Origin of the sequence: Nocardiopsis ansamitocini (assembly GCF_030268225.1) — a bacterium.
Classification (GTDB): Bacteria; Actinomycetota; Actinomycetes; order Streptosporangiales; family Streptosporangiaceae; genus Nocardiopsis_D; species Nocardiopsis_D ansamitocini.
The window spans coordinates 59,116-84,592 of sequence record NZ_BSQG01000001.1 but is presented as its reverse complement, the minus strand read 5'-3'; the positions used below and the strand labels follow the sequence as shown (position 1 = coordinate 84,592).

Sequence of the window (25,477 nt, the reverse complement as noted above, 5' to 3'; positions counted from 1 at the left end):
TGTGAAGAATTGTTTTTATTCTTTACCAGGGAGAAAGAAGAAACATGAAACGGTCATTCGTCGAACACGGGCTCACATGACCGGCTCGGTTAGTCCGTCCAGTGTCCGTACTCGATCGCCTGGGCCAGGGATATCACACGTCCGCCCATCTCCACCTCGATCTTCTCCAGGGCCTCCCACAGGACAAGATCGTGTTTGTCGGGGGTGATCCCCTCCTCGAGCATGCTGTCGCGGTGCTGGTGCACCGCTAGCGCGAGATTGCACAGCCCCAGCCGATGGCGATCGTGATTGCGGGCCTGGTGGGTCTCGTGGTTGTTTCTCTTAGCCGTTTTCAGTCGCTGCATCCGGGCTTCGACCAGGCGTTTGAATCCGTTGCGCCGGCGTTTTCGCGATTCGTAGTCGCTTCGGGCCCCGAAGAACCGGCTCCGCGCCTCGGGGCCCTCGGCCAGGCACTCGGCCTTGAGGCGGTCGAGTTCGACGCGTTCGGTGTTGGCGTGCAGTGCGATGGTCTGCAGGAGATCCACCAGTACCGCGCGGGTCCGCGGGTAGAGCTTGATTCCGCTGAGCAGTTCCCACAGTTCCTCGTGCTCGTCACCGAGATTTCCCGAGACGATGGCCTTGAACTCCTGGTGGTTCATCGCTTCAAGTTCGGCGAGGCTGAAAACAGGGGCCGGGGTCATTGCGGTGAACACCTTTCAATCGCTAAGCTCCAGCGATCTTAACGACGCGCCATCACAAGTAAGGCGACAAGCCCCTGGGTGACCGATCTTGGCCACTCCTTTTTTCGCGTTTGTCAGAAACCCCGAGAAAAAGTCACCCATTTTCATCGAGTTTTCCACTGCCGGGCCCGGGGAGACTTCTGGGGTCTTTGTGTTCTCTTGGGGTGGGAGTGCGTTTCTTGGCGCGTTTGGCAGCCGTTTGAAGAACGCCCACCGCGACCGTGCCGGACAGGCCGCGAAAATCAGCTCCCGGTGGCGGCTCTGGCCAGTGTGCGAACTCTGTCCTGTAGCCAGTCCAGGTGGTGTTCGCTTTCGGGCTTCATGAGCACGCTGCGCAGAACCCGTGCGCTGTCGGCGTCGGCGCCCACCCCCGGGTGCCGCTCCAGCATGTCCGAACGGCCGGCGGTGAGCGTCGACAGGAAGACCGGGTCCTCCTCGGCCATGCCGGCCTTCAGCACAGCTGCGCTGGCCGCGTCGATCCCCGCCATAGTTGGGTGCTCCACAGTAGGGAAATAGGTCACGATGTCCAATTGCGGACGTTGGTAGAGGGTCAGCTCTGGTGCGGCGGAGACGCGTTCGGCCCAGCCGCGCGCCGCTCGGAGGTTGGCCGACAGCACCGCGCCCAGGCCCTGCGGGGTCAAGGGGAACAGTTGTTGCGTCAGCCATAGCGCCGCCGCTGCCGCCCCCGCCCGCGAGCACTCCAGACTGATCTCGCCGAGGTGGAGTTCGTCGGAGGTGAAGTATGTATAGGGCGAGTCGTGCCGGTAGAACCGTCCGACCGAGGGGTCGCGAAACAGTACCGCCCCGCACCCGTACGGCTGCAGGCCGTGCTTGTGCGGGTCCACGACGACAGAGTCGCACTCGGCGATCGCGTGCCAGGGCTCCGGCGCCAGTCCCTCGGCCCCGGCCCCCGCGAGCAGGGTGTAGAACCCCCCGTAGGCCGCGTCCACATGGACGCGGACCCCGTGCTCCCGGGCTGTCGCCACGGCCTCGTCCACGGGGTCGATCGCGCCCAGCCCGGTTGTTCCCGCAGTCACCACGACGGTACCGATCTCGCCGGTGGCCAGCGCCGCGTTCAGCGCGGCCGGGTCCATACGACCGAACCGGTCGGTGGCCACCGACCGGGTTGCCACACCCAACAGGTGGCACATCCGGGCGTGCGTGTAGTGGCTCTCCGCACTGAAGGCGACGGCTTTGCCCGGATGGATCTCCCGCGCCACGAACAGCGCTTCCAGGTTGGCGATGGTGCCGCCCGAGGTGAGGTGGCCCAGATGGGTGTCGAACCCGAACATTCCTGCCAGCTCCGCGACCGCCTCCCGTTCCATCTCAGCGGTGGGCGGCCCGCCGTCGAGCGCATGGTTGTTCGGGTTGATCAACATGGCCGCGAGGTAGCCGACGACGGCCACCGGGTGCGGGGGCTTGAGCATCTGGCCCGCGTAGCGCGGATGGAAGAAGGGATAGTTCCCGGTGAGCCGGTCGGTCAGCTCCGCCAGGCGGTCACCCAGGACATCGAGATCCACGTCGAGAGAAGGATGCTGGTTGTATCGGCCCCACTCGGCCTGCCAGTCGGCAACCGCGTCGATCGCCCGACTCGTCCAGTGGCCCATCTCCACGACGACTCCTTTAAGCGTTCGCGCCGGTTCGGTCCGAAACGCGCTGCGAGGGGGCGCAAGGCCGTGCCCTGTCGACCACCCGCGACAGCCTACTCGGCTCCATCGGGCCGCGCGGGAAACCTCCGGAGTCTTGCGGTTGATGAGTCGGCGCGCGGCCCCCGGGAGGGCTCCGTCAGCGACCCGACGGGTCGGGCCCGGTGGCCCTGGACAGCAGCGAAAGGCGTCGCTCGGCGAAGACAGCCAGTACCTCCACCGAGCGCGCACCCTCCTGCTCGGGCCGGTCGCCGCGCATCCGAAGACTCGTCGGCAGGGCGTCACCACCGAACCGCGCACAGACGCGACTGTGCGCGCGGTGCAGGTCGGTTACCGACGCGGTGAAACGCCGGTAGACGTCCGCGCCCCCGGGGATTTCGGCCGCCACGGCGTGCAGGCCGCCGAACTGTCGGATCAGATACCGGTGGTCGCGTCCCTGAAGGCCGCTGAACCCGGGAGCGGTGAACGGGGGTTCCATGCTGGGCCGCACCACCTCGGCGTATCCTGCTGCCGAAAAGTCCCCGGCATAGTGCATGGAGGCCGCTGACGCCCTGTTCAGGACGATCGCCAGTTCCAATGCGTCGCGCATCCCGGTTCCGTCGCCCCGTGCGCTGCGCAGGCAGGAGAGCGCGACGGTCAACGCCTGGACGAGCACGAAGAACAGGCGGTGGCCGACGTGCCACCGCCGCAGCACGGCTGGACCGTCCGGGGCAACGGGTGGGGGTGGGGGCGGGCCGGTGGGCACTGTCGTGACCGGCGCGGTGCGGGCTGCGAAGCCGACGACAGCGGTCGAACCGTCGAGCAGGGCCCGCCACCGTTGCGCGCGCAGCCTGCTCCCGCACGCCTCGACGTCGTCGAGCAGATCACAGTAGGCCGTGAACAGTCCGACCAGGAACACCCGTCCGGGATCCCCGCCGACGCGTTCGACGCCGAAGTGCACGTCGTACGCGGCGGCCTCGCGTTCCCGGCGCCCCGTCGCTTTCGTCGGTGCGGCGTCGACCGCAGAGCCCAGCCGGGCACGCGTGGCCCGGCGCTCCTGCGCGGTCATTCCGATGGGGCACAGATCGGTCACGGTGCGCAGTGCTCCACTCATCTCCGCGCGGTGCCGCGGCAGCCGTTCGGGCAAGGGCAACTGCAACGGGGGGTTCTGCTGGGCCACGGGAGTCGGTTCCTTATCAGTCGACGGGTGGGCGTCGAGGTCGAGAGGCCCGCGAGCGTGCCGAGAAGCGGTCCGGCCGTTCTTGCCGAACGTTCCCGGGAAGGACGGTGCTCGTAGCGCGGCCCCGGAAAGCCGTTCGGCAACGGTGCGCTGACGAACGGCGAACGGTCGTACCACCAGATTTCGTCGATCGCGCGGCGAAGAACGGACGTTCCCCGCCCGTGGTCGGTTTCCTGGAGGGGGAGGCAGGCAATCGACCCTCGCTTCTTGCCGCCACGTAGCACCCGGTGGCCGGCTGTTGGCCCGCGGTGGAGCCGGGCGCCCGCTAGGTCGTAGGGAGGACGAGGAGCACGGGGAGAAAAGGCCGCACCGATGGACGACTGCTTCCGTGACCAGCCCGACCACCGAATATTTTACCTAGAGTAATCAAATGGGTGCACTGTGAATTGGTGAAATCGTGGCCGAGGGTGTTTCCGGGCCTGCTCGTCCGCTTGTGGCCAGGACCACCGAGCGAGGTCAACTTTTGGCGAGAGTTGACCGGAAGTCGAGTTGTTTTCCCTGGTCAGAGGGCTAGCGTTTCGAGTGTGCGGCCGGATGCCCGTCGTCCGGGCGCGCGCCCGGATCGAGTAGGCCGGCGACAATGCTGTTGAACCGCGTGAGGAGCGAGGACCATGACGATGACGCACGAAGTGCATCGCGGGCACGAGCATCGCCACGGGGAGGGATGCGGGCACGTGGCCGTGCCACACGGCGACCACACCGACTACATCCACGACGGGCATCTGCACCGCGTCCACGAGGACCACACCGACGAGTGCGAGAACACCACCGAGCATCGCTCCCACGCGGCCCACGAGCATCGCCACGGGGAGGGATGCGGGCACGTGGCCGTGCCACACGGCGACCACACCGACTACATCCACGACGGACACCGCCACGCGGTCCACAACGACCACTGGGACGAGCACTAGACCCCGCGAGCCCGCAGGTGTGCGCCTGCCGCCTCGGCGGGCAGGCACCCTGTCACCGGGCGCACTGGGCGCACTGGGCCGACGACCCGCGGGGCCGTTGTGGCCCGGTGCCCGCTACGAACGGTCCGCACGGATGCCGGCACACAGCGGGTGACACGGATCGCGGGTGTCCTCCGCGCCCTTCGTCCTCGGTGAGGGGACGGGGGCGGCACGCCCTCGGCGTGCCGCCCCCGGGAAGCCGGCCGGGTCAGCGGGGCACCGGACTTCCCGCCGGGAGCAGGTCTCGGGCCGCCGACGTCCCCAACCCCGTGGGTTGCCAGGAGAAGTCCGACACCACGCCGTCCTCGCGGTTGTGCTGGAGTCCGGCCTCGGTGTAGCGCCCGACCTTCCGGTGCCACTCCAGGATTCCCGACATCCATTCCTTGAGGTCGTCGGCGTGCCGGATGATCAGCGCGCGTCCCGCCTCGTCGAGGTCGAACTGCTCGAACAGGCTCGGCAGGTCGTTGGCGAGGATGTGCTCGAACTCGCGCATCCGCGCGGTCATCAGGTCAGCCACGACGTCGCGTGCCGTCATCCGGTCCACGCCGAGGAAGTTCTCCACCACCACGACGATGTTGTGGATCTCGCCCTCGTACTCGACCTCCTTCTGGTAGGAGAAGAGGTCGTTGGTGAAGCAGGCATAGTCCTGCGCCGCGGTGTCCAATTCGTGCAGAACCCGGGTCTGGTAGATCTCCGGTGGCACGTCGTCGGAGTGGGCCAGCCGGGCCAGGCTCATCGTCATGTCCGAGCCGAACGTCTTGCGGCGCATCTCGATGTAGTCCACCGGGTCGGGGACGCGGTTCAGCGCCTGGTTCTCCAGTTCCCACACCCAGCTGGAGGTCATGTCCTCGACGGCCGTGCGGAACTGCTGCCGGGAGGAGTCGGTCATCGGCCCCGCCGTACGCCGCCACAGGTCCGCGAGGCCCCGCTCGACCGGGTTGGTGGGCTCGGGCGTCTGGCCCGCGTCCAGGGGCATGAAGGCCGAAAGCCGTTGATTGCACAGCTTCGCAGCGGCCACGTTGCGCGCTGCACCGAACACCAAGGGGAAGTAGTCGTCGCCGTAGGTGCCCCACGCCAACCAGTCCGATGACAGGTTGAGCTGGTCGATTCCCGCATCGGCGTGGATCATCCCCGCGCAGTAGGCGAAGTCGAAGTCGAGGAAGCGCCGCTCGTCCCACACTCCGCTCTTCTCCACTCCCGGAAGGGAGTCGAACATGCCCATCTCCCGGGCCCAGCCGACCGCGTAGGCGCGGGACGCGTCGATGTGCGGGCTCTTGCGGATCGGATAGGGCATGTAGAAGTCGGGCAGCGGCAGGTGCCCCACCGGTGGGAACAGTGGCGGTGCCTGCTGCCTGGACCTGTGCCGCAGGCCGATCCCCAAGGCCGCGGGGGAGAACGCGATCCTGCTCGCCGACGTACCCAGGCCGGTCGGTCCGCCGAGCGGCCCCCCGATCGACCCGCCGGGACTGGTGATCGCCCGCTCGTTCATGTACCGACTGGACCGGGCGTGCCACTCGTGCCCACCGGACTGCCAGTCCTGGAGCCCCTTGACGTAGGCGGCCACCCCGAACTGGTCGTGCGGGAGCACCGAGTACTCGGCGAAGAGAGCCGGAAGTTCTCCCAGAGCGGTGTTCTCGAACTGTACGAGCCGAGAGGTCAGCAGGTCGTTGACCAGTTCTGCGGCCTCCTGGGTGGAGCAGTCGAAGAACCGCTCGAAGACCAGGACCGCGTTGGAGTTCTCGCCTTCCTCCTCGACCTCGCGCTGGTAGGAGAACAGGTCGTTGCGCAGGTGCACCGCGTCGGAGAAGGTGTCGGACAGGACGCCCATCGGCCGGGTCCCGGCGATGGGGGCGGGGACCTCGGCGCCGACGGCGACCTCGACCAGGTTGGCCGACCACGGTGCCCCGCCGACCCTGCGCCGCATCTGCACGTACTCGATCGGGTTGGCGATCCGCTCCCGGTTGATGTTGTCCAGTTCCCACATGGACTCCACCATCAGATTGTGCGTACTGGTGATGAAGCGTCGCCGCCAGTCGTTCGACATCAGCGGGACCGTGCGCCGCCACAGGTCGTCCAGTCCTGCCTCGGCCGGATTCGCCGGCTCGGGGGACTCCTGGCCCTCCTCGGTCATGAACAGTTCGAGACGGTCGAGGTAGGCGCGGGCACCGGTCAGGTCCCGGGAGTACTTGAACTTCTCCAGGAAGTCGTCGTCGAAGAAGAACACCCAGACGTACCAGTCGGTGATCAGGTCCAGCATGGTGCCGTCGCAGTCGGGGTGGGTGTAGGCGCACAGCAGCGCGTAGTCCATCGCCGCCAGCGCGGCCTCGTCCCAGACGACGCCGCCGCCGGGAGTGGGCGCGTCGAGCATGCCCATCTGCCGGGCCCACTCCATGCTGTGCGTACGGGAACGCTCCAGGTTCGGGTTGATCGTGGCCGGGTGCGGCAGATAGAAGTCGGGAAGTGTGAAGGCTTCCATGGGCGTGCCCACTCTCATCAGCAGACCGAAAACGGTTGTACTCTCCGGAATTTATCGGTCGGTGCGAGGGACACGAGGCGGTTTTTTGAAATTCCGGACCGATGGGGTCGTGCTGCGGAGTCCGTCACGGGATGATCGGCAATAGCGGCCGACAGGAAAACGGCGCAGGGAGCAGGAAATTCCAGAGGCAGCGGCCGGGATGTCCCGATGTGCGACAGGGGGAGTAATGAGAGTCACTCGCTCGGCATCGTCGGCCCTGGTCGCCGTAGGGTTGTGCAGTGAAGTCGCATGGTTCTTCTTGGCTGGACGCGGTTCGATTGTCCCCCTTTCGGTCGGGCCGATTGTCGGGGCGGCCGCGTTGGCAGGGCGCGGCAGTCGTCGATGATTCGCCTTATTTCTCGCCCTTGTAACTTTTGTCGTAATTGGCAGTGGTAATCGATTTTTGTCGCGGAACATCCGCAATGAGAAATCGTCGGTTTGGGCAGGAGGCGGTGCTCCGCCCGGTGTTGCGTTCGGGCGCCGGGCAAGCGCGTCCCAAACGCAGGGGAGGCTGCCCACGGTGTCGGGATCGCAGTGCGGCGTGGTGGCGGCGTGAAGTGGCGCACGCCCGGAATCGGCGTATCGCACGGGATCGGTGTGCCCCGCGCCTGCCGGCAGCGGCCGCCCTCGGTGCTGGTTCGCGTCCCTCGCCGCGAGTGAAATCGCTGTGACCTGCTAATTCCCTCTCGGATTGTTGGTCGTGGGACTTCGGGGACAGGCGCCCCGCTGTGCCGAAGGGGCCGTGCCCGGCTTCGGGGCGGAGTATTCCCCGGCCGTCGTCTCGTCCCCCGACCGACCTGAGGGCAGTCGATTCGCACCCCCCGGTGTATACAAGCACGCATTTCGTCCGCTATTGATGGACTGTTTGCCCACGCGGGAGCAGGTCGGGGGGTTCGGCCACACCGCTGGAAGTCCTCGGCACGTGCCGTGTTCGACCGCCTTGACGCAGCGGGCACGCAACGCTCACGGGGGCAGTACCGCGCCCTGGCACCGATTCCCCTCGACCGCCTTTCGCCCCCACGAGACGTTTGGACCGCCGTGATGAACACCGCACGCACCCGTGACCACGCACTGGCCGCACTGCACGGCCTCGCCATCGGCGACGCCCTGGGAATGCCCACCCAACTGCTGTCGCGCTCCGACATCGCCAACCGTTTCGGTGTGATCGAAGGGTTCGAGGACGGTCCCGCCGACCACCCCATCGCGCCTGGACTGCGCGCCGGGACCATCACCGACGACACCGAGCAGGCGCTGCTGGTGGCGCGCCTGCTCCTCGAAGGCGACGGGCATATCGACCCCGACCGTTTCGCCACCGAGCTCACCCTGTGGGAGAAGGAGATGGCGGCCAAGGGCTCCGCCGACCTCCTCGGCCCCTCGACCAAGAGCGCCATCAGCGCCATCGCCGAGGGCAAGTCCCCCCAGGAGACCGGTCGCACCGGAACCACCAACGGGGCGGCCATGCGCATCGCCCCGGTGGGTGTGGCCACCCCGCACGAGCCCCTCGACCTCCTGCTCGACCGAGTGGTCGAGGCCGGTCTGGTCACCCACAACACGGGCCTGGGCATCGCCTCCGCCGCGGCCGTCGCGGCCGCGGTGAGCGCGGGGATCGCCGGTGCCACCCCGCAGGAGGCGCTGGACGCCGGCCAGCACGCGGCCAAGGTGGGCGCGACGCGCGGGCACTGGATCGCCGGCGGTGACATGGCGGCCCGCATCGGTTGGGCCCGCACCCACGTCATCGGTCGGGGCGAAGCCGAGGTGCTCGACTTCACCTACGACGTGGTGGGCACCAGTGTGGCCTCCCAGGAGTCCGTCGTCGCGGTCTTCGCACTCGCCCAGCACTGCGTCGACGACCCGTGGAAGGCGGTCCGCCTGGCGGCGGCCCTCGGCGGCGACACCGACACCGTGGCCGCGATCCTCGGTGCGATTCTGGGGGCCTGCCACGGAACGGCCGCCTTCCCCGCCGAGGCGGCGGCGACCGTGCGCGACGTCAACGGCATCGACTTCGAGTCGCTGACCGACGAACTGCTGGCCCTGCGCGCACGCTGACCCCTCGCCCCGCCGCGACGGGGTGCTCCGGCCGGAGCACCCCGTCGACCAGCCCACTTCCGGCGACCGTCGATCCGGTCGCCGGACGAACCCAAGGAGAGCCGCCCCGTGAGCCGCCTCATCCACTGCGGGTCGGTGGTCGCCGACCTCGTCATGACCGTCCCGGCCCTTCCCCCCGCGGGCGGTGACGTGCTCGCCACGTCCACGAGTACCTCACCGGGCGGAGGATTCAACGTCATCGCTGCCGCCGCCCGAAGCGGGATGGAGGTCCTCTACGCCGGTGCGCACGGAACGGGCCGCAACGGTGACATGGCGAGGCACGCGCTGGCCGAAGAGGGGGTGGAGGTGGTCCACCCGCCGCTTCCCGACCTGGACACCGGTTTCTGCGTGGCCCTCGTCGACTCCGACGCCGAACGCACCTTCATCAGCAGCCTCGGCGCCGAAGGGCACCTGGCCTACGCGCAACTGGCGCAGGCGCCCGTGGAAGCGGGCGACTTCGTCTACGTGGCCGGGTACTCGCTCATGTCCGGTCCACGGGTCGGGGACCTGGTCCGCTGGATCGAGGAACTTCCCGACTCGGTACGACTGGTCTTCGACCCGGCGCCGGTGGTGGCCGAGATCGACCCCGCGATCCTGGCACGCGTGTTCGCCCGGGTCGACGTTCTCAGCCTGAACGCGCGGGAGGCCGAACTGGTCACCGGTCTGTCGCGTCCGGAGGAGGCCGCAGCGGACCTGGTGCGCCGGGGGCGGCAGGGGAGCCTGGTCGTGCTGCGCGACTCCGCGCGCGGGTGCCTCCTGGCCGAATCCGGCGGCGATCCGGTTCGCGTTGCGGGCTTCGCCGTGGCGGCGGTCGACACCAATGGCGCCGGCGATGCGCACACCGGGGCGTTCGTCGCGGCGCTCGCCGCGGGACGGAGCCCGCACCAGGCGGCCCGCTGGGCCAACGCGGCGGCGGCCATCGCCGTCACCCGGCTCGGCCCCGCGACGGCTCCCCGCTCCGCCGAACTGCGTGCGTTCCTGACGGATCAGACCGGCTGAGCGGCGTGGGCCCGACATAGAACGGGCCGGCCGCCCGGCCCGGGCGGGAAGGGGGTGCGCCCCCGATCCCACTCAGGCGGACGGCCGGCCCGGCCGGCGTGCGTCGGATCAGCCGCTGTTGCGCTCGGCCTGGAAGGTCTGCCAGTCCTTCTGGATCGCGGAGAGGTACTCGTCGACCGTGATCTTCTCGGCGAGCAGCTCCTGCGTCTTGACGCCCATCGTGTCGTACATGGTGTCGGTGGCGTAGTCCCAGTAGCCCACGAGCGCGTCGTCGCCCAGAACGGTCTGGGTGGCGGTGATGGTGTCCTCGGAGAGCGGGTCGAGATCGACGTTGCCCGGGTCGGACAGCGGGATGCGGCCGACCGAGGTCAGGTCCGCGGCGTGCTGCTCGTCCATCAGCATGCCCAGGAACGCCGCCGCGGGCAGGACGTTCGTGCTCTCGGCGTTGAGGTGCCAGGACAGCCCGGCCGAGCCCTGGGAGTTGTGCGCGCCGCTGTCGCCCTTGGGGGCGGGGATGAAGCCGATGTCGGCGGTGGCGCCCTCGACGAGGGGGGCGGCGTTCCAGTCGCCGGCGATGTAGAAGACCGCGTCACCCTCGCCGAAGCGGTTGGTGGCGTCCTCCTCGCTCATGCCGTTGTAGCCCTCCTGGAAGTAGCCTTCTTCCTCCCACTCCAGGAGCGTGTCGGCGGCCTTCAGGTTGGCCTCGCTGACGAAGTCCGCGCCTTCCAGACCGTTGATCCACTCGGTCATGGCCAGGGTCTCGCTCTCGGCGCCGGCGATGATGCCCAGCGCGTGGAAACCCGGGTACTGGGACTGGTTGCCCATGATGAGCGGCTGTTCGTCGGCGGCCTTGGCGGTCTCCAACGCTGCCTCGAACTCGGTGAACGTCTCCGGGGCCTCCAGGCCGAGCTCCTGGAGCTTGGTCCGGTTGTAGAAGACGCCGACGTTCTGGGTCACCGGGCTGATTCCGTACAGGCTGCCCGAACCGAAGGTGCGGCCGTCACTGGACCAGCGCAGCGGGCCCAGCAGCGAGGGGCTGTAGTCCTCGGTCCAGCCGTAGGCGTCGGCGATGTCGTCGAGGGGGCGCACCAGGCCGCCTTCGACCAGGACGCCGTCGACGGAGTAGCCCTGGTTGCCGTGGACGAGGTCGGGCGGGTTCTGGCCGCCGGACTGCAGCGTCGCCACGACGGTGCCGATCTGGTCGTCGAACGACTTGAACTGCGCGTCGACCGTTACGTTGGGGTACTCCGCCTCGAAGCGCGGGATGAGTTTGCCCATGGCGGACTCGTCGTTGGAGTCGAGCATCAGACGCAGCGTGACGTCACCGAGCTCGGCGATCTGCTCGGGGGTCACCGGCTCGGTGACCTCGTTCTCGTCGGAGAGCGTGGCGGGCCCACCGGCCTCGTCGCCTCCGGGGGTGCACGCGGTGACCACGAGAGAGGCGGCTACGAGCACCCCGACTCCAGCACGACCGAATCGTCTGTTTCGCGCGCTAAAGAGCGGATTCAGAGCCGTATCTGCAGTATTTTCCGTCATTCTCTACTTTTCCTCTAGGGGGAGGGCCGTCTCGCCAGCCTTGGTTCGCGTTGCGGTGACAGATCCTCGCAGCCGTTGAAAGCGGTCGTCCAGGAAGGGAAACCCACATCGCCCAAAGGAAGTTTAATTGTTACATTTTGAGCCCCTTGGACGGGTTCGCCCTGCCAGTTGCACATATCACACAAGATGGCGGGCGGATTTTCACATCACGAACTGATCGCATCCGTTGCTGTGGCGGTGGAATGCGCTTCCCATGCGTGCTTTGTGATGAGGCATGCGCATGGTCGTCCCGAGGTGTCCGGTTCGCGGTGAGCCATGGGGCATGTGGTTGAAAAAGCATCAATCTTCGCAAAGCGGACTATGGTTCTGAAACATCACTCAGGGGCTTTCCAGTAGGGTGCGCTTCAAGGCGCCGGACCTGTGCGGCGCGGGGGCTCCCATCGGCTTGTCCGTCCACAAACTTCCCCGTGCGCCGTGGTTTCCTGCGCCACCCCACCCGAAACCATCACGGTCGGTCGTGTGCCCGAGCTGCGTCGCGTGCCGTCCCCGTTCAAGCCCTCAGGAGCGGCGATGCCCGCTGTGACCACCAGGCCCGGTTCCCGGCGCCCCTCCGCAAGCGGCTCCGGCCGCGTCGCGCGCCGACCAGGCCGCCCGCGAAAGGACTGGCGGGCGCTGTTCTACGTACTGCCCGCCATGGTCTTCTTCGCGGTGTTCGTCCTCTACCCGCTCGGGCAGTCGGTCTGGCTGAGCCTGTGGAAGTGGAACGGCGTCACCGCGGCCACGTGGGTCGGTCCGCAGAACTACATCGACGTCCTGGGCGATCCGGTGATGCGCCTCGCGTTGCGCAACTCGCTGGTCTTCATCGTCTTCTACGCCGTCCTTCCCACGGCGGTCGGCCTCGTCCTCGCCGGTGTCATGGCGCGGATCCGCATCCACGGGCTCGCCTTCTTCCGGGCCGCGCTGTTCGTCCCCCAGATCCTCTCCGGGGTCGTCGTGGCCGTGGCCTGGCGCTACCTGTACGCCGCGGACGGTCCCCTCAACGGCTTCCTGGACCTCTTCGGGCTGGACGGCATCACCAGGGCCTGGCTCGGTGACTTCGCGACCGCACTGCCCAGCGTCGGCCTCATCGGTACCTGGGTCATGTTCGGACTGTGCATGGTGCTCTTCCTGGCCGGTGCCCAGCGCATCCCCACCGAGCTCTACGAGGCGGCCCGTATCGACGGCGCGGGGGCGGTGCGCGAGTTCTTCACCGTCACGCTCCCCGGCCTGCGCCGCGAGATCTCCTTCGGTCTGGTCCTGACCACGACCTACGCACTGCGCAACTTCGACGTCGTGTGGAACACCACGTCGGGGGGACCGGGCAACTCCACCATCATGCCCAGCGTGATCATCTACAAGGCGGCCTTCAACACGCGCGACTACGGCATCGCCGCCACCGTTTCGGTCCTGCTCACCCTGATGATCCTGATCCTGACCGCGCTCGTCCTCTTCCTTCTCCGAGACAGGGAGCCCGCCCGATGAGATCCCGTCGCGAGTCGGTGATCAGCCACCTCATCCTGGTGATCGGCACGATCATCGCGCTGTACCCGGCGTTGTCCATCCTGATCCTCGCGCTGAGCAAGCGCGGTGCCCGGCCCAGCGCGCTCGGGGTGCCGCGCAGCTTCACCCTGGACAACTTCGCCCGTGCCTGGTCGGGAGGCGGTTTCGACTCGGCGCTGCTCTCCAGCGCGACCGTCGCCTTCAGCGTCGTCGTCGTGACCGTGACCCTGTCGGTCCTCACCGGTTACGCGCTGGCCTGGCTCCGGGTCCCCATGGGCGCCACCATCCTGGGCGTCCTGCTCATCGGGCTGGTCCTGCCCTACGAAGGCGTGATCGTCCCCCTGCACTCCCTGATCAAGGACATGGGGCTGATCAACACCACCGCGGCGCTGATCCTGCCGCAGATCGGCCTGTCGGTGTCCCTGGGTGTCTTCTGGATGCACACCTATTTCCGCGGCATCCCCAAGTCGCTGCCCGAGGCGGCGTCCATCGACGGGGCCTCCCGTTTCCAGACCCTCACCAAGGTGCTGCTGCCCGCTGCGCTGCCCGGTGTCTCGGCCCTGGCGCTGATCGTGTTCCTCTACGCGTGGAACGACTTCCTGCTCGCCCTGGTGCTCGTACCCGACAACGTGGACGTGCGCACCGCCCCGCTCTCGCTGTCCTTCTTCGCGGGCAACGTCAAGGGCGCGGACATCGGCGTCACCGCGGCGGCGGCCGTGATCGTGGCGCTTCCACTGGTCATCGTGTACTTCTTCCTGCAGCGCAACTTCATCAACGGCCTGCTCGGCGGCGCCGTCAAGGAGTAGCCTTCCCCGCCCGCCCCGCGGGCGGACCACCCCGGCCGAGCCGGCGCGGCCCGCCCATCGGGGGCGGGCGTCGGTCTGTCCGGGGCGGGGCCACCGGGAGCGTTCGAGGTGGGTTTTCGCGCGGACGGGCCATTCCTGCACCGGATACGTCGCGGCGCCGGCCGCCCACCGCGACCACGACCCTCTTCATGTCCCGGGACAACAGCCGCCGGCCCCTGCGCGAGCGCGCTCCTCGACGAAAGCGCGTGGTCATGCCCTCCAGCGCTCTGCGCAGAGCGGCCTGCGCGTGCTCGACGGGGGCGCTGAGGGGAATGGAGCGGTTCGCCGGCACCCGCTGACGGTGTCGTGTCCGGTGCCCCGCACGACTGCTTCCAGGTCGAGGTGGCACTGCTGGCCGCTGCCGGTGCGCTCTCCACAAAGACACCCGCTCATCGGTGCGGCGTACGACTTTTTGGAGTGCGGCCCCGAGGGACGGGTGTGCCTTGCTGGGGCTGCTCACCCGCTTCTGAAAAAGAGCACGTCCAGCCGGTCCCGGGCACGAGCAAACCCCCTCCCGACACGCGAAAGGGGGGTGACCGAAACCTAGGGGGAGGGCTACAGGCGACCGGTTTTCACCTCGGCGAGGAAGGCGCCCCACGCCTCGACCGAAACCCCCACATGCCCAAGGCCCCGGTTCTGCGTGTCACGCACCAGCACGACGTCCGTGGTCTCCGCGACCTCGACGCAGTTTCCGCCGCTGGCGTTGCTGTAGCTGGACTTGTGCCACTTGGTGGCGTGCGCGTCCATGGTTCAGAAGCCTCCTTTGATGACGTCCGCGATGAACTCGCGTGACTTGTCGGGGGGAAGCGCCACACCGCGCAAGTCCCCGAACATGTGGGTGCAGTTGGCCACGTGGTCGGTGTCGTCCACGGGAGATCCGCCGATCGCGGTTTCCAGATACAGGATTTCACCGATCTCCGGCCCGCGCAGTAGCCGGAAGGCCCCGGAAAGTCCCGGATGCCGGTGTGTGGCGAACGGAACCACCTGAACCACCACGTACGAGTTCGCCGTGGCATCGAGCAGGTTCTGCAACTGCGCCGTCATGATCGCATGTCCGCCGACGGGGCGACGGACCGCCATCTCGTCCAGCACCACGAGTACGCGTGGAGGCTGCCCGCCGCCCAGGAGCGCTTTGCGCTTCATGCGGCTTTGGACCAGTTCTTCGATCTCCGCGTCGCTGTCCCCGGGGCGACCATCACGCAGGATCGTTCGCGCGTAACCCTCAACCTGCAAGAGTCCCGGAATCAGGATCGGATCGTACTCGTCGATCTCCGTGGCTTGCTTCTCCAATGCCAGAATGTCGCGGAACCAACTCGGAGATCCGTTGTTGGTGGTCAAAGATTCAAGAAGACGGCTGAGTTTTCCTCCTGTAGAGAGTGCCTTATCGATCTGTTGTGCATGATCCGCTTTGGCCCTTCGTGTGCCTCGCTCGATAGCGCTGAGCATCGCCGGTTCGATCGTCATCAACTTCGTGAGCTGACTCTGCGAAACCCCTGCTTGCTCGCGGTGGTAGCGAACTTGTTGCCCGAATCGCACCCACAACGGATTAATTTTTTTGTCCATTGGTCGAGATAAGCACAGGGTCTCTACGGCTGTCCACACAGACAACAGTATTAAGCCAGTTCAGTAGAAGTACTGGATTCGTTTCGGTCGCCGCTTCATGCTCAAGGAGTGCTCACTGGCAACTGTCCGAATATGGATGGTTGGTGCGCATAAAACACGTGCGGCCCTGGCCGGCGCTAACGACGCCGGGCAGGGCCTTAAGCCCCCACGACTGGAATGGTCAGGTGGAGACTCGATGAGCAAGGTTAGCGTCCCTTTGACACCTCAACACCTTTATGCGCGAACAGCGGGGCAGGTGCGTTTTTGTGTGCGGCGGGTGAATGGCCGGGTGGCGTAATGGCGGTGTGCGCGGCGGTGTTTCCCGGGGTTCCCGGCAGCGTGGCCGAGGTGCGGCGGTTTGTGGCCGCAGCCCTGGCTACCGCCCCTGAGGCGGTGGTTCCACCCGAGGTGGGTCAGACCGCTGAGTTGTTGGTCAGTGAGCTTGCGACCAACGCGATTTGCCACACCCACAGTGGTGATCCGGGTTCGTCGTATGGGGTGGAGGTGCGGGTGGATGCGGGCAGGGTGCGCGTGGAGGTGAAGAACCGCCATCCCCACGACGTGTTGGACCGTCCCCGCGTGCGCACGCCTGGAGCGGACGCCGAGCACGGACGCGGACTGTTCCTGGTCGCGGCGATGTCCACCGACTGGGGCGCTATGGCCCACACGCAGGGCGTGTTCTTCACCCTGGAATGGGTCCTCGGAGCACCCGAAACCGAGGCGTCGATCATGGCCCGGGCGCGACCACGCGAAGAGCGAGGAAGGCATTCGGTGAGCCGCCCCCGTCCAACGGCCGCACGTCACCGGAAGGGAACCCCGCCGCGTTTGTTGTCCCTGCTGGTGTTGGCGGGTGTGTTGGTGGTGGCGGCGGTGATGCCTGCCCGGCGGGCGGGTGGGTTGTGTGCCCACCATCCCCGTCATGTCGCGTCGTCTCCGGTTCCGGTGCGTCAGGCGCGGGTGGTGCCGCGTATCCCGGACTATCCGCGTTTCGCGGAGGTCGCGGAGTCGCATTCGGCTCTGTGGGAGGTGACCTACCGCTACGGCGAGGCCGCGCCTTATGCCGCGCGCAACCGCGTCACCGCCCACGTCGTGGCGGTGTCCGACATCGAACTACTGGACCACTGCCTGCACGTCTATGAGCCGCCCTCACCGCTGCGCGCCTACACCGCACCGCGCGTGCGTGCTCACGATCTCGGCGCCGAGCAGCGGGCCCTGGACGACCACCCCGGCCATCCGGACCGCCCCGGCCGGTGAGTGACCGGCCCTCAAGCGAGGGGCCGCGCGTTCGCTCACCCCGACACGCGGCCCCTCCCACCCCTCGACCACCAGGTGTGCGCCTGCCTCCTCGCGGCGGGTGCCGGTTCCACCCGAACGGACCCCTCACTCCCATGTCTTCCATTGACCCCACCCCCACCGACCCCGACCCGGATACGCCGCTGGAAAGCGTCCACGGCGGCCTGTTGATGAACCACCAGGTCGCCGTGCTGTTCGGGGTGGACGCCTCCACCGTGGCCCGCTGGGCCAACAAGGGCCTCATCACCTACGTGACCACCCCCGGGGGTGCGCGCCGCTACCCCGCAGCGCAGTTCCACGACCTGCTCCACGAAACCCCGCGCACCGGTCCGCTGGGTCACGCGGACTCTCTCGGTCGGAATGCTCCTGATGGGCGTTGACGTCTCCGGCGCACTCGTCGTCCAGCAACGCAACCTGGCATTGGATGAACCCCATGGCCAGATCCGCGCCTTCGCACCCTCGACCGTGCCCGCCCCTCTGCAAACCGCTACCTACGCCCGCACGGTCCTGACCGCTTCAGGACTGCTGCGCCCTGAGCATGTGGAAGAGGTCGTGGCGATCCGGATGCGTCGCCAACGCTTGTTGATCGACGCCGAACACCCCCGTACCTACGTGGTGACCGAGACGGCGCTGCGCTGCCCTATTGGTGGGGTGGAGACCATGACCGAACAACACCTGCTGCTCCTGGCGTTGGCCGAGTTGGCGCACGTCACCCTGCGCGTCCTGCCCGAGAGGCACGATCCTCCGGTGATCTGGTCGTGTGGGTTCACCATCACCGAGAACGCCACCACGGTGGAGGCCATCCCCTTCCCCCTGGCGTTGCCGATCAGAGACACCCGCCACTACCTCGCCCACTTCCAGGACCTCTTCCACGCCGCCCACCCCTACCAACTCTGAGGGGGGAGCGAGTGGGGTGTTGGTGCCCGCTCAAAACACGTGGTCAGGAAGTCGAGGCGATTCGATGCGGACGGTTTCCTTCCGCAATCGCTTCCGCCTTTCCCGCGCAGTGGGGTCGTCGCATCTGTTGGAGGTCCCTGCCGCGAAGCCCTGTTTGGCCGCATGTCGTGGGCGTAGTGCCTGGTGGGGGTGGGGGAGTCGGTGGTCTGACAGGGGGTGGGAGTGGGTGGATAATAGGGATGCTGGACGTCTCACCGAAGGTCTCATAATGGTAACGGCTCGCAAAGTGCCAGGTCATTAACTGTGAGCCCCGCGCACGCGGGGATGGACCGCCTCGACACGATCCTGCTCGCGGCGGGACGACGTGAGCCCCGCGCACGCGGGGATGGACCTCAGCTCTTCCAGCACGGCCATGGTCGCCAAGCCGTGAGCCCCGCGCACGCGGGGATGGACCGACGCGCGGGTTGAGGGTGAGCGTCGCGGCGTCGTGAGCCCCGCGCACGCGGGGATGGACCGCGCCTCCAGCCGAGTCGTGGCCATCGTGGTGTGTGAGCCCCGCGCACGCGGGGATGGACCGGGCCCACGGATCATTCGGTCGCCAAGTGGTGCGTGAGCCCCGCGCACGCGGGGATGGACCGGTCCGCGGTCTCGGCCTCGGTGATCACCCACGGTGAGCCCCGCGCACGCGGGGATGGACCGCAGTGCCCGACGTCCTCCACTCCCTCGATGACGTGAGCCCCGCGCACGCGGGGATGGACCGTCGAGGGGCAGGCGCACGGGCCCTCGGCCCAGGTGAGCCCCGCGCACGCGGGGATGGACCGCGCTGCTGGCGGTCGACGACGTGATCGTTCTCGTGAGCCCCGCGCACGCGGGGATGGACCGATGGGCCGGCCGGTGGTGTCGGTGCTGAGCAGGTGAGCCCCGCGCACGCGGGGATGGACCGCCCCGCGCGCGCCGCGCTCACCTGCGCGGCGTGAGCCCCGCGCACGCGGGGATGGACCGATCCACTGGCAGGAACGGGCGCTACTCGTGACGTGAGCCCCGCGCACGCGGGGATGGACCGCGGCGTGAGGAGATGCGGACCGAGTCAACGGAGTGAGCCCCGCGCACGCGGGGATGGACCGGCGGACACGTCCAGGGTGATGGAGCGGCCGCTGTGAGCCCCGCGCACGCGGGGATGGACCCACCTTGGGGTCGATGTCCACATACACGCACCGGTGAGCCCCGCGCACGCGGGGATGGACCGGAGCGCTCTTTCTTGAGCACCTTCGCCGGTATGTGAGCCCCGCGCACGCGGGGATGGACCTTTCGGTTTTGCCCGTTGGGTCCACGAAAACGCGTGAGCCCCGCGCACGCGGGGATGGACCTGCGAGGAGTGGCGGTATGGCGGCGGGGAGGTCGTGAGCCCCGCGCACGCGGGGATGGACCGCTCCTTCACGGGTGGTTTTTCGTGCCCGGCCAGTGAGCCCCGCGCACGCGGGGATGGACCGATGCAGCACCCGGAGTGGCGAGACACGGAGATGTGAGCCCCGCGCACGCGGGGATGGACCGTGGTTCAACAGTGTAGGCACCTGCGTTTTTGCGTGAGCCCCGCGCACGCGGGGATGGACCGAAGAAGAGCGCAGGAGGTCACTGCGTTCTTGTCCAGCGGATCGGGCCCGTGGGTGATCGTGCGTAGACTTCGCTTCGGGAATAGGAACAACTTCGAAGCCCCGCCAGTGGGATGGCGGGGCTTCGTTGTATCTAGCCCTTATCGGTCCCTACGGGGATCATGTAGGCCAATTCGTAGCGGTCGGGTGGGACTACGATGTCCGCCGTTTCCACAGGCCGGCTGTCGGTGTAGTAGGTCCGCTGGATCACCATCACCACGGCGCCTCGTCCGATTCCCAGTGCGTCGGCCTCCTGGGCTGTGGCGGAACGTGCGGTTACTATCTCGGCCGCCTGTACGACCGTCTGGCCGATCTGTGCCATCCGCTCGGTCACGCCGCGCCCCGCGTGAACGCCGTCTTCTGGGAGTACGACGGAGGTGCCCCGTGTGAGTTCCAGGGGTTCGTAGGAGGTGGAGAGCATGACCGGTTCGTCATCGCCGGTGAACGTGTAGCGGGTGCGCATGACGGAGGCCCCGGGCTCGATCGCCAGCCGTTCGGAGATTGCTTCAGGTGCCGGTACTTCGTCGGAATGGGACGTCCAGCCCGACCGGATCTGCTGGGCTGCCATGTCCGCGCGGAACGGGGACCCGCCCCTGGACTCGCGGTACCAGGATCGTGTCAATCGGCGCACCGGTGGTCGAGGTCGTACGTAGGCGCCTGATCCGGTCCTGGTGATTGCATAGCCGCTTGCGACCAGCTGCCCGACGGCATCTGCGGCGACCCGAGGGCCGACCTCGTACTCGTCGGCGATCTGCTGACGGGACGGCAGCCGATCACCCGGTTGGTAGACGCCGGTGATGATCCGTTGCCGAAGGTCGTCCGCAATGCGCTGGTAGGTCGGGCGGTTCATGAAGCTCCGGTCGGTAGCAAATCTCGGGGGGACTTCCCATCCCCATGTACGGAGTCCAGTGATGTGGTCTCGGCCATGAAAAGTCTGACTCGGACCACCCCCGTACACGTGGGGAACACTTTCGGCTCGCCCATTCACGACTGACGCTTGCTTGGAGCATCCCCGCGCACGCGAGGCTCACAGCGTCGACTGGCAGACGTTCACTGCTGACGAGCGCTTCCTGCGCACGGAGCTCATAGCAACTTTGGCGATTTCTCGCGATCAGCTTGACAAACCTGTACGTGCTAAAACAAGCTGCACGTACAGATTTTTAATCTGCACGTTCAGATTTAAAGGCAGGTCGGTATGGAACGGATCATCACTGTGGAGGCTTCGCCCTCTGCGCCACGTATGGTCCGCAGCGCGATTCGCGATGCCCTTGCTGCCCACCCCTCGCTCGATACCGCCGTCTTGGTCTCTTCTGAACTGGTCGCATCCGCGGTTCGGGTTTCTCATGGCGAAATCACCATCCACGTCATTGGTCCCGACCACGTACGTATCGAGGTCACCGATCAGCGCGGCACCAATCCTCGGACTCACGACTCCCTGACTGAGCCTGGTGCCCCTGACCCGCTTGGCCTGGTGTCGCTGCTCGCCTCCATCGGCTCCCACCGGCAGGTGAACGGAGACACCACCACCTGGGCCGACATCGGCCTGCCTCCTATTCCCGCGCGGTCTTCCCAACCGCATTCTTGACCGAGGACTACCTCATGCGTTTCTTTTCTCTGCTCGCGTTGGCGGGTGTGTTGTTGGTGGCGGCGGTGATGCCCGCCCGGCGAGCGGGCCGCCACTGCGTCGGCTCCTCTGGTGCCAGCACTGTTTCGGTCGAGCCGCAACCAGTTCCGCTGCGTCAGGCGCGGGTGGTGCCGCGTATTCCGGACTATCCGCGTTTCGCTGAGGTGGCGGAGTCGCATTCGGCTCTGTGGGAGGTGACCTACCGCTATGGCGAGGCCGCGCCTTATGCCGCGCGCAACCGGGTCACCGCCCACGTGCTCGCGGTCTCGGACGTGGAGTTGTTGGACCACTGCCTGCACGTCTACGAGCCGCCCTCACCCCTGCGGGCCTACACCGCACCCCGCGTACGCGCCCACGCCCCGGCGCAGTGCCCACCGGGCCGGTGAGGACAGTGGTCGCCCCCGACAGTGTTGCTTCGGCCTTGGCCCGGGTGCGGTGGGACTTCCCGGCCTGGACCATCACCCACACCCCCACCGCTGACCCCCAACGGGCGTGGAACGCACACCGGCGCGCACCCCTGACCCAGGCCGAACACGCACACGGGCGCAGGCGTCACCTGCACGCCCCCACCCTCGACGCCCTCCTCACCCAGCTGGGCGCCGAGCAACGCGCCCTGGACGACCACCCCGACTCCTCGGACCGCCCCGGCCGGTGACCAGCCGGCCCTCAAGCGAGGGGCCGCGCGTTCGCTCACCCCGACGCGCGGCCCCTCCCACCCCTCGACCACCAGGTGTGCGCCTGCCGTCCAAGGCGTGTGCTGATACTGCCCGAACGGACTCCTCACTCTCATGTCTTGCACCGACCCCACCCCCACCGGCCCGGATACGCCGCTGGAAGGCGTCCACGGCGCCCTGTTGATGAACCACCAGGTAGCGACCCTGTTCGGGGTGGACGCCTCCACCGTGGCCCGCTGGGCCAACAAGGGCCTCATCACCTACGTGAACACCCCAGGCGGAGCGCGCCGCTACCCCGCAGCGCAGTTCCACGACCTGCTCCACGAAACCCCGCGCACCCCCACCGCATCACTCAGCGGGGACACCTCCTGATGGGCGTTGACGTCTCCGGCGCGCTCGTCAAACACCAACGCAACCTCGCCTTGGACGAACCCCACGGCCAGATCCGCGCCTTCGCACCCTCCACCGTGCCCGCCCCTCTGCAAACCCCCTCCTACGCCCGCACGGTCCTGACCGCCTCAAGGTTGCTGCGCCCTGAGCACGTCGAAGAAATCATCCAGATCCGCATGCGCCGCCAGCGCTTGCTCATCGATGCCGAACACCCCCGCACCTACGTGGTGACCGAGACGGCGCTGCGCCGCCCTATCGGTGGGGTGGAGACCATGACCGAACAACACCTGCTGCTCCTGGCGTTGGCCGAGCTGGCCCACGTCACCCTGCGTGTCCTGCCCGAGAAGCAGGACCCCCCGGTGATCTGGTCGTGCGCCTTCACCATCACCGACAACGCCACCACCGTGGAAGCCATCCCCTTCCCCTTGGCGTTGCCGATCAGAGACACCCGCCACTACCTCGCCCACTTCCAGGACCTCCTCCACGCCGCCCACCCCTACCGGCTCTGAGCGAGTTCAGGGGAGCGGAAGGAGTGTCGTACCGGTTCAACGCAGGCGATCGACAAGTCGCGAAGGGCAATGCGGACGGTTTCCTTCCGCGATCGCTTCCGCCTTCCCCATGCGGTGGGAGGTGACCTGTTGGCCCAGGATGCTGTTACCAAGCCCTGCTTGGCCGCATGTCGCGGGCGTAGTGCCTGGTGGGGGTGGGGGAGTGGTTGGTCTGACAGGGGGCGGGAGCTAGTGGATAATAGGGGTGCTGGACGCCTCACCGAAAATCTCATAATGGTAACGGCTCGCAAAGTGCCAGGTCATTAACTGTGAGCCCCACGCATGTGGGGATGGACCGGGGCCCAGCCGCCGTCCGACCGGCGAGTCCGGGTGAGCCCCACGCATGTGGGGATGGACCGCCCTGCTGGAGGTTGGTTCGCCCGAGGGCGAGGTGAGCCCCACGCATGTGGGGATGGACCGACCTCGACGGGGTCGTCGCGGTCGCCAAGACCGTGAGCCCCACGCATGTGGGGATGGACCGTCGAATACGGCTCTTCGCTGGCAGACGCAGATGGTGAGCCCCACGCATGTGGGGATGGACCGTCGGCCCCGGGGCGCCGGCCGCCATGGCGGAAAGTGAGCCCCACGCATGTGGGGATGGACCACCACGTCAACTCTTCGCTGTGTTCTTTGAGTGGTGAGCCCCACGCATGTGGGGATGGACCGCCAACTAGCCCCGGGGGCCGTCCTGGCCTCCGGTGAGCCCCACGCATGTGGGGATGGACCGGCGTGGGCCGCGGTCGTGCCGCTGCGCCGTGCGGTGAGCCCCACGCATGTGGGGATGGACCGGTCTCGGGGCTTTGGAACGCGCTGGTCGGCGCGGTGAGCCCCACGCATGTGGGGATGGACCGATCACGGTTGGGTGGGCCGACTCGGGGTCGAAGTGAGCCCCACGCATGTGGGGATGGACCGTCGAGGAGGAGCAGGCGGGCGTCTCTCCCATCGTGAGCCCCACGCATGTGGGGATGGACCTCTGGAGTATTTCCACGAGCAGATCTCGCGAGCGTGAGCCCCACGCATGTGGGTATGGACCGGTGCCGGCGGGTACGGGTGCGGCGGTCGATACGTGAGCCCCACGCATGTGGGGATGGACCGGGTGCGGGATCGAGGTCATCCCCGGTGAGCGAGTGAGCCCCACGCATGTGGGGATGGACCGGCGCTCCGTGACCGGATCACGCACACCCGGTCGTGAGCCCCACGCATGTGGGGATGGACCTGACGCTTCCCGTGCGGTGAGCGGGGATTCGTGGTGAGCCCCACGCATGTGGGGATGGACCATTGCCGGTTCGTCACACCTCCGTCTCCGGTTTGTGAGCCCCACGCATGTGGGGATGGACCGCAAACGCGAGGAGACGGCGCTGGTCTGCCGAGGTCAACCCGCGCACGCGGGGACGGACCGCCAACGTCTCCCAGGCTTTCAGCGGTGTGCCGTCGTGCAGTCCCGCTGATGGGGAGGGGCTGCGCCGATGAACACGCGCCTGGTGGACACATCGTGTTTCGCGCGGACCTCTTCCCCGGGGCCGGGCGCCACCGCCTGCCGGCGGTGCACCACGATGCCCGCCGACCCGGCCCGCCACGACGTTGCCCGGTCCGTCCGTCCGAATCCGCCACCCCGGCGCGGTGGCCGCGACACGGTCAGGGCAGCGCGGTGAATCCGCCGAAGGCCCCCTGGTGGTACAGCAGGGGCGGCGGCGGATCAGCGTGCACCTGGCTGTGGGTCACCTCTCCCACGACCAGCCAGTGGTCGCCGATCAGCCGGGTCTCGTGCCGCGCGCACACCAGACGGACGGTGCCCCCGTCCAGCAGGGGGATGCCTCCCGCCCCGCGCGTCCAACGGGTCGGCGGGGCGAAACGGTCGGCGCCCTTGGCGGCGAAACGCGCCGCGAGATCCGCCTGCTCCTCGCCCAGCAGGTGGACGGCGAAGGAGTCGGCCAGGCGCAGCCTCGGCCAGGTGGTCGAGGACGTGGCCACGTAGAACGAGACCAGTGGAGGGGTGAGGCTGACGCTGGTGAAGGACGTGGCGGTGAGTCCGACGGGTTCGCCCGCGACATCGGCGGTCACGATCACGACGCCGGCGGGGTGGTGCCGCAGCGCTGCCCTGAACCGGGCCGTGTCGGGGCCCTGCTGGTTCCCGGAGGGCGGAGAGACGGTGTCGGTCTTGCTCATCGGGAACCTCCGAGGGGTAGGGGGACGGCGATCATGCGGTCGCCCCGCGCAGGCGCTGGCGGATCTGGGGGGCGACCCGCTGGACCCAGGGAGCGAGGACGGCGTCCAACTCCGAACCGTCCCCGGCCGCGATGCTGCCCTGGAGGACGGCGAGACCGGGAGTGGGCACCTCGGCACCCAACTCGACCAGCAGGGGGCGCAGGTGCACCTCGACGGCGAGGGTGTGGGCCGGTGAGCCCATGACCAGAAGGGGGAGGGCCGTCGTCCCGGTCAGCGCCCCGCTGGGCAGCAGGTCGAGGAAGACCTTGAGCAGGCCGGTGTAGGTCGCCTTGTAGGTGGGACTGGCCACGATCAGGACGTCGGCGGTCCCGACCCGGTGCAGCGCGTCGGCGACCTCGGGCGGCGGGCCGGGAACCAGCAGGTCCGGCCCCAGGACGGCCAGTTCGACGAGGTCGTGCCCACCGGGGAGGCCCAGGGCGGCGGCGACCCGATCGGCCGCGGCCAGGGCGGCGGATGCGGTACGGGAACCCGGTCGCGGGTTTCCCACGAGAACCGTGACGGACATGGTGAGCGCTCCTTGC

At 67.9% G+C, this 25,477-nt stretch carries 23 protein-coding genes and 2 CRISPR repeat arrays; of the genes, 13 read left to right on the top strand and 10 right to left on the bottom strand.

Features of this window, described 5'->3' with window-relative positions; all coding sequences use genetic code 11:
* Positions 1 to 89: 89 nt before the first annotated feature.
* The 3 genes from QSJ59_RS00390 to QSJ59_RS00380 form a co-directional block, all read right to left on the bottom strand.
* Positions 90 to 680, bottom strand: a complete 591-nt coding sequence (locus QSJ59_RS00390) for a hypothetical protein (protein ID WP_285756618.1) — start codon at positions 678 to 680, stop codon at positions 90 to 92.
* Between the two features lie 281 nt (positions 681 to 961).
* Positions 962 to 2,326, bottom strand: a complete 1,365-nt coding sequence (locus QSJ59_RS00385) for a pyridoxal phosphate-dependent decarboxylase family protein (RefSeq protein WP_285757821.1) — start codon at positions 2,324 to 2,326, stop codon at positions 962 to 964.
* 178 nt (positions 2,327 to 2,504) lie between these two features.
* Positions 2,505 to 3,524, bottom strand: a complete 1,020-nt coding sequence (locus QSJ59_RS00380; RefSeq protein WP_285756617.1) for a hypothetical protein — start codon at positions 3,522 to 3,524, stop codon at positions 2,505 to 2,507.
* Positions 3,525 to 4,195: 671 nt separating this feature from the next.
* On the opposite strand from QSJ59_RS00380, the gene QSJ59_RS00375 reads away from it, so the two are divergent.
* Positions 4,196 to 4,495 carry a hypothetical protein gene (locus QSJ59_RS00375; RefSeq protein ID WP_285756616.1) on the top strand — a complete coding sequence of 100 codons (300 nt, stop codon included), beginning with the start codon at positions 4,196 to 4,198 and terminating at the stop codon, positions 4,493 to 4,495.
* A 247-nt stretch (positions 4,496 to 4,742) separates the two neighbouring features.
* On the opposite strand, the gene QSJ59_RS00370 is transcribed toward QSJ59_RS00375, so the two are convergent.
* On the bottom strand, positions 4,743 to 7,010 hold the full coding sequence (locus QSJ59_RS00370; RefSeq protein WP_285756615.1) for a terpene synthase family protein: 2,268 nt from the start codon (positions 7,008 to 7,010) through the stop codon (positions 4,743 to 4,745).
* Positions 7,011 to 8,090: 1,080 nt separating this feature from the next.
* On the opposite strand from QSJ59_RS00370, the gene QSJ59_RS00365 reads away from it, so the two are divergent.
* Both QSJ59_RS00365 and QSJ59_RS00360 read left to right on the top strand, forming a co-directional pair.
* Positions 8,091 to 9,095: an ADP-ribosylglycohydrolase family protein gene (locus QSJ59_RS00365; RefSeq protein WP_285756614.1), complete on the top strand. Its 1,005-nt coding sequence runs from the start codon at positions 8,091 to 8,093 to the stop codon at positions 9,093 to 9,095.
* Positions 9,096 to 9,203: 108 nt separating this feature from the next.
* Positions 9,204 to 10,133: a PfkB family carbohydrate kinase gene (locus QSJ59_RS00360; RefSeq protein ID WP_285756613.1), complete on the top strand. Its 930-nt coding sequence runs from the start codon at positions 9,204 to 9,206 to the stop codon at positions 10,131 to 10,133.
* Between the two features lie 108 nt (positions 10,134 to 10,241).
* Here the strand turns inward: QSJ59_RS00360 and QSJ59_RS00355 are convergent, their stop codons facing one another.
* Positions 10,242 to 11,588 carry an ABC transporter substrate-binding protein gene (locus QSJ59_RS00355; protein ID WP_285756612.1) on the bottom strand — a complete coding sequence of 449 codons (1,347 nt, stop codon included), beginning with the start codon at positions 11,586 to 11,588 and terminating at the stop codon, positions 10,242 to 10,244.
* A gap of 651 nt (positions 11,589 to 12,239) precedes the next feature.
* Between QSJ59_RS00355 and QSJ59_RS00350 the strand changes: the two genes are divergently transcribed.
* Together QSJ59_RS00350 and QSJ59_RS00345 are read left to right on the top strand one after the other, a co-directional pair.
* A complete protein-coding gene (locus QSJ59_RS00350) occupies positions 12,240 to 13,190 on the top strand; it encodes a carbohydrate ABC transporter permease (protein WP_285756611.1) in 951 nt (316 codons plus the stop codon).
* The gene (locus tag QSJ59_RS00345) at positions 13,187 to 14,014 is read left to right on the top strand and encodes a carbohydrate ABC transporter permease (RefSeq protein ID WP_285756610.1); all 828 of its coding nucleotides are present in this window, start codon (positions 13,187 to 13,189) and stop codon (positions 14,012 to 14,014) included. Before QSJ59_RS00350 ends, QSJ59_RS00345 begins: the two co-directional genes overlap by 4 nt.
* A gap of 594 nt (positions 14,015 to 14,608) precedes the next feature.
* Here QSJ59_RS00345 and QSJ59_RS00340 read toward each other — a convergent pair.
* Positions 14,609 to 14,800, bottom strand: a complete 192-nt coding sequence (locus QSJ59_RS00340; RefSeq protein WP_285756609.1) for a DUF397 domain-containing protein — start codon at positions 14,798 to 14,800, stop codon at positions 14,609 to 14,611.
* 3 nt (positions 14,801 to 14,803) lie between these two features.
* Positions 14,804 to 15,616 (bottom strand): helix-turn-helix domain-containing protein, encoded by an 813-nt coding sequence (locus QSJ59_RS00335; RefSeq protein WP_285756608.1) that lies wholly within the window; start codon positions 15,614 to 15,616, stop codon positions 14,804 to 14,806.
* Positions 15,617 to 15,952: 336 nt separating this feature from the next.
* Here QSJ59_RS00335 and QSJ59_RS00330 point away from each other — a divergent pair, with 336 nt between their 5' ends.
* The 3 genes from QSJ59_RS00330 (at position 15,953) to QSJ59_RS00320 (ending at position 17,845) form a co-directional block, all read left to right on the top strand.
* Positions 15,953 to 16,909, top strand: a complete 957-nt coding sequence (locus tag QSJ59_RS00330) for an ATP-binding protein (protein ID WP_285756607.1) — start codon at positions 15,953 to 15,955, stop codon at positions 16,907 to 16,909.
* A 134-nt stretch (positions 16,910 to 17,043) separates the two neighbouring features.
* Complete coding sequence (locus tag QSJ59_RS00325) at positions 17,044 to 17,328, top strand: helix-turn-helix domain-containing protein (protein WP_349497174.1); 285 nt, start codon at positions 17,044 to 17,046, stop codon at positions 17,326 to 17,328.
* A complete protein-coding gene (locus tag QSJ59_RS00320; protein WP_285756606.1) occupies positions 17,318 to 17,845 on the top strand; it encodes a Scr1 family TA system antitoxin-like transcriptional regulator in 528 nt (175 codons plus the stop codon). Before QSJ59_RS00325 ends, QSJ59_RS00320 begins: the two co-directional genes overlap by 11 nt.
* A 303-nt stretch (positions 17,846 to 18,148) precedes the next feature.
* A CRISPR array of direct repeats spans positions 18,149 to 19,457; the repeat unit is 29 nt; unit sequence GTGAGCCCCGCGCACGCGGGGATGGACCG.
* Positions 19,458 to 19,588: 131 nt separating this feature from the next.
* Here QSJ59_RS00320 and QSJ59_RS00315 read toward each other — a convergent pair.
* Positions 19,589 to 20,344, bottom strand: a complete 756-nt coding sequence (locus QSJ59_RS00315) for a GntR family transcriptional regulator (protein WP_285756605.1) — start codon at positions 20,342 to 20,344, stop codon at positions 19,589 to 19,591.
* Between the two features lie 345 nt (positions 20,345 to 20,689).
* Here QSJ59_RS00315 and QSJ59_RS00310 point away from each other — a divergent pair, with 345 nt between their 5' ends.
* The 5 genes from QSJ59_RS00310 to QSJ59_RS00290 all read left to right on the top strand — a co-directional run bounded on the left by QSJ59_RS00310 (position 20,690) and on the right by QSJ59_RS00290 (position 22,691).
* The gene (locus QSJ59_RS00310; RefSeq protein ID WP_285756604.1) at positions 20,690 to 21,079 is read left to right on the top strand and encodes an ATP-binding protein; all 390 of its coding nucleotides are present in this window, start codon (positions 20,690 to 20,692) and stop codon (positions 21,077 to 21,079) included.
* Positions 21,080 to 21,093: 14 nt separating this feature from the next.
* Positions 21,094 to 21,504 carry a hypothetical protein gene (locus tag QSJ59_RS00305; protein ID WP_285756603.1) on the top strand — a complete coding sequence of 137 codons (411 nt, stop codon included), beginning with the start codon at positions 21,094 to 21,096 and terminating at the stop codon, positions 21,502 to 21,504.
* Positions 21,501 to 21,773, top strand: coding sequence for a hypothetical protein (locus QSJ59_RS00300; RefSeq protein WP_285756602.1), 273 nt, complete (start codon positions 21,501 to 21,503; stop codon positions 21,771 to 21,773). The genes QSJ59_RS00305 and QSJ59_RS00300 overlap by 4 nt, the downstream gene beginning before the upstream one ends.
* Before the next feature lie 133 nt (positions 21,774 to 21,906).
* On the top strand, positions 21,907 to 22,164 hold the full coding sequence (locus QSJ59_RS00295) for a MerR family DNA-binding transcriptional regulator (protein ID WP_349497173.1): 258 nt from the start codon (positions 21,907 to 21,909) through the stop codon (positions 22,162 to 22,164).
* The gene (locus QSJ59_RS00290; RefSeq protein WP_285756601.1) at positions 22,164 to 22,691 is read left to right on the top strand and encodes a Scr1 family TA system antitoxin-like transcriptional regulator; all 528 of its coding nucleotides are present in this window, start codon (positions 22,164 to 22,166) and stop codon (positions 22,689 to 22,691) included. The genes QSJ59_RS00295 and QSJ59_RS00290 overlap by 1 nt, the downstream gene beginning before the upstream one ends.
* A gap of 308 nt (positions 22,692 to 22,999) precedes the next feature.
* A CRISPR array of direct repeats spans positions 23,000 to 24,068; the repeat unit is 28 nt; unit sequence GTGAGCCCCACGCATGTGGGGATGGACC.
* A gap of 297 nt (positions 24,069 to 24,365) precedes the next feature.
* Here the strand turns inward: QSJ59_RS00290 and QSJ59_RS00285 are convergent.
* Complete coding sequence (locus QSJ59_RS00285; protein ID WP_285756600.1) at positions 24,366 to 24,896, bottom strand: flavin reductase family protein; 531 nt, start codon at positions 24,894 to 24,896, stop codon at positions 24,366 to 24,368.
* 31 nt (positions 24,897 to 24,927) lie between these two features.
* Positions 24,928 to 25,461 (bottom strand): NAD(P)H-dependent oxidoreductase, encoded by a 534-nt coding sequence (locus QSJ59_RS00280; RefSeq protein WP_285756599.1) that lies wholly within the window; start codon positions 25,459 to 25,461, stop codon positions 24,928 to 24,930.
* Positions 25,462 to 25,477 lie beyond the last annotated feature (16 nt).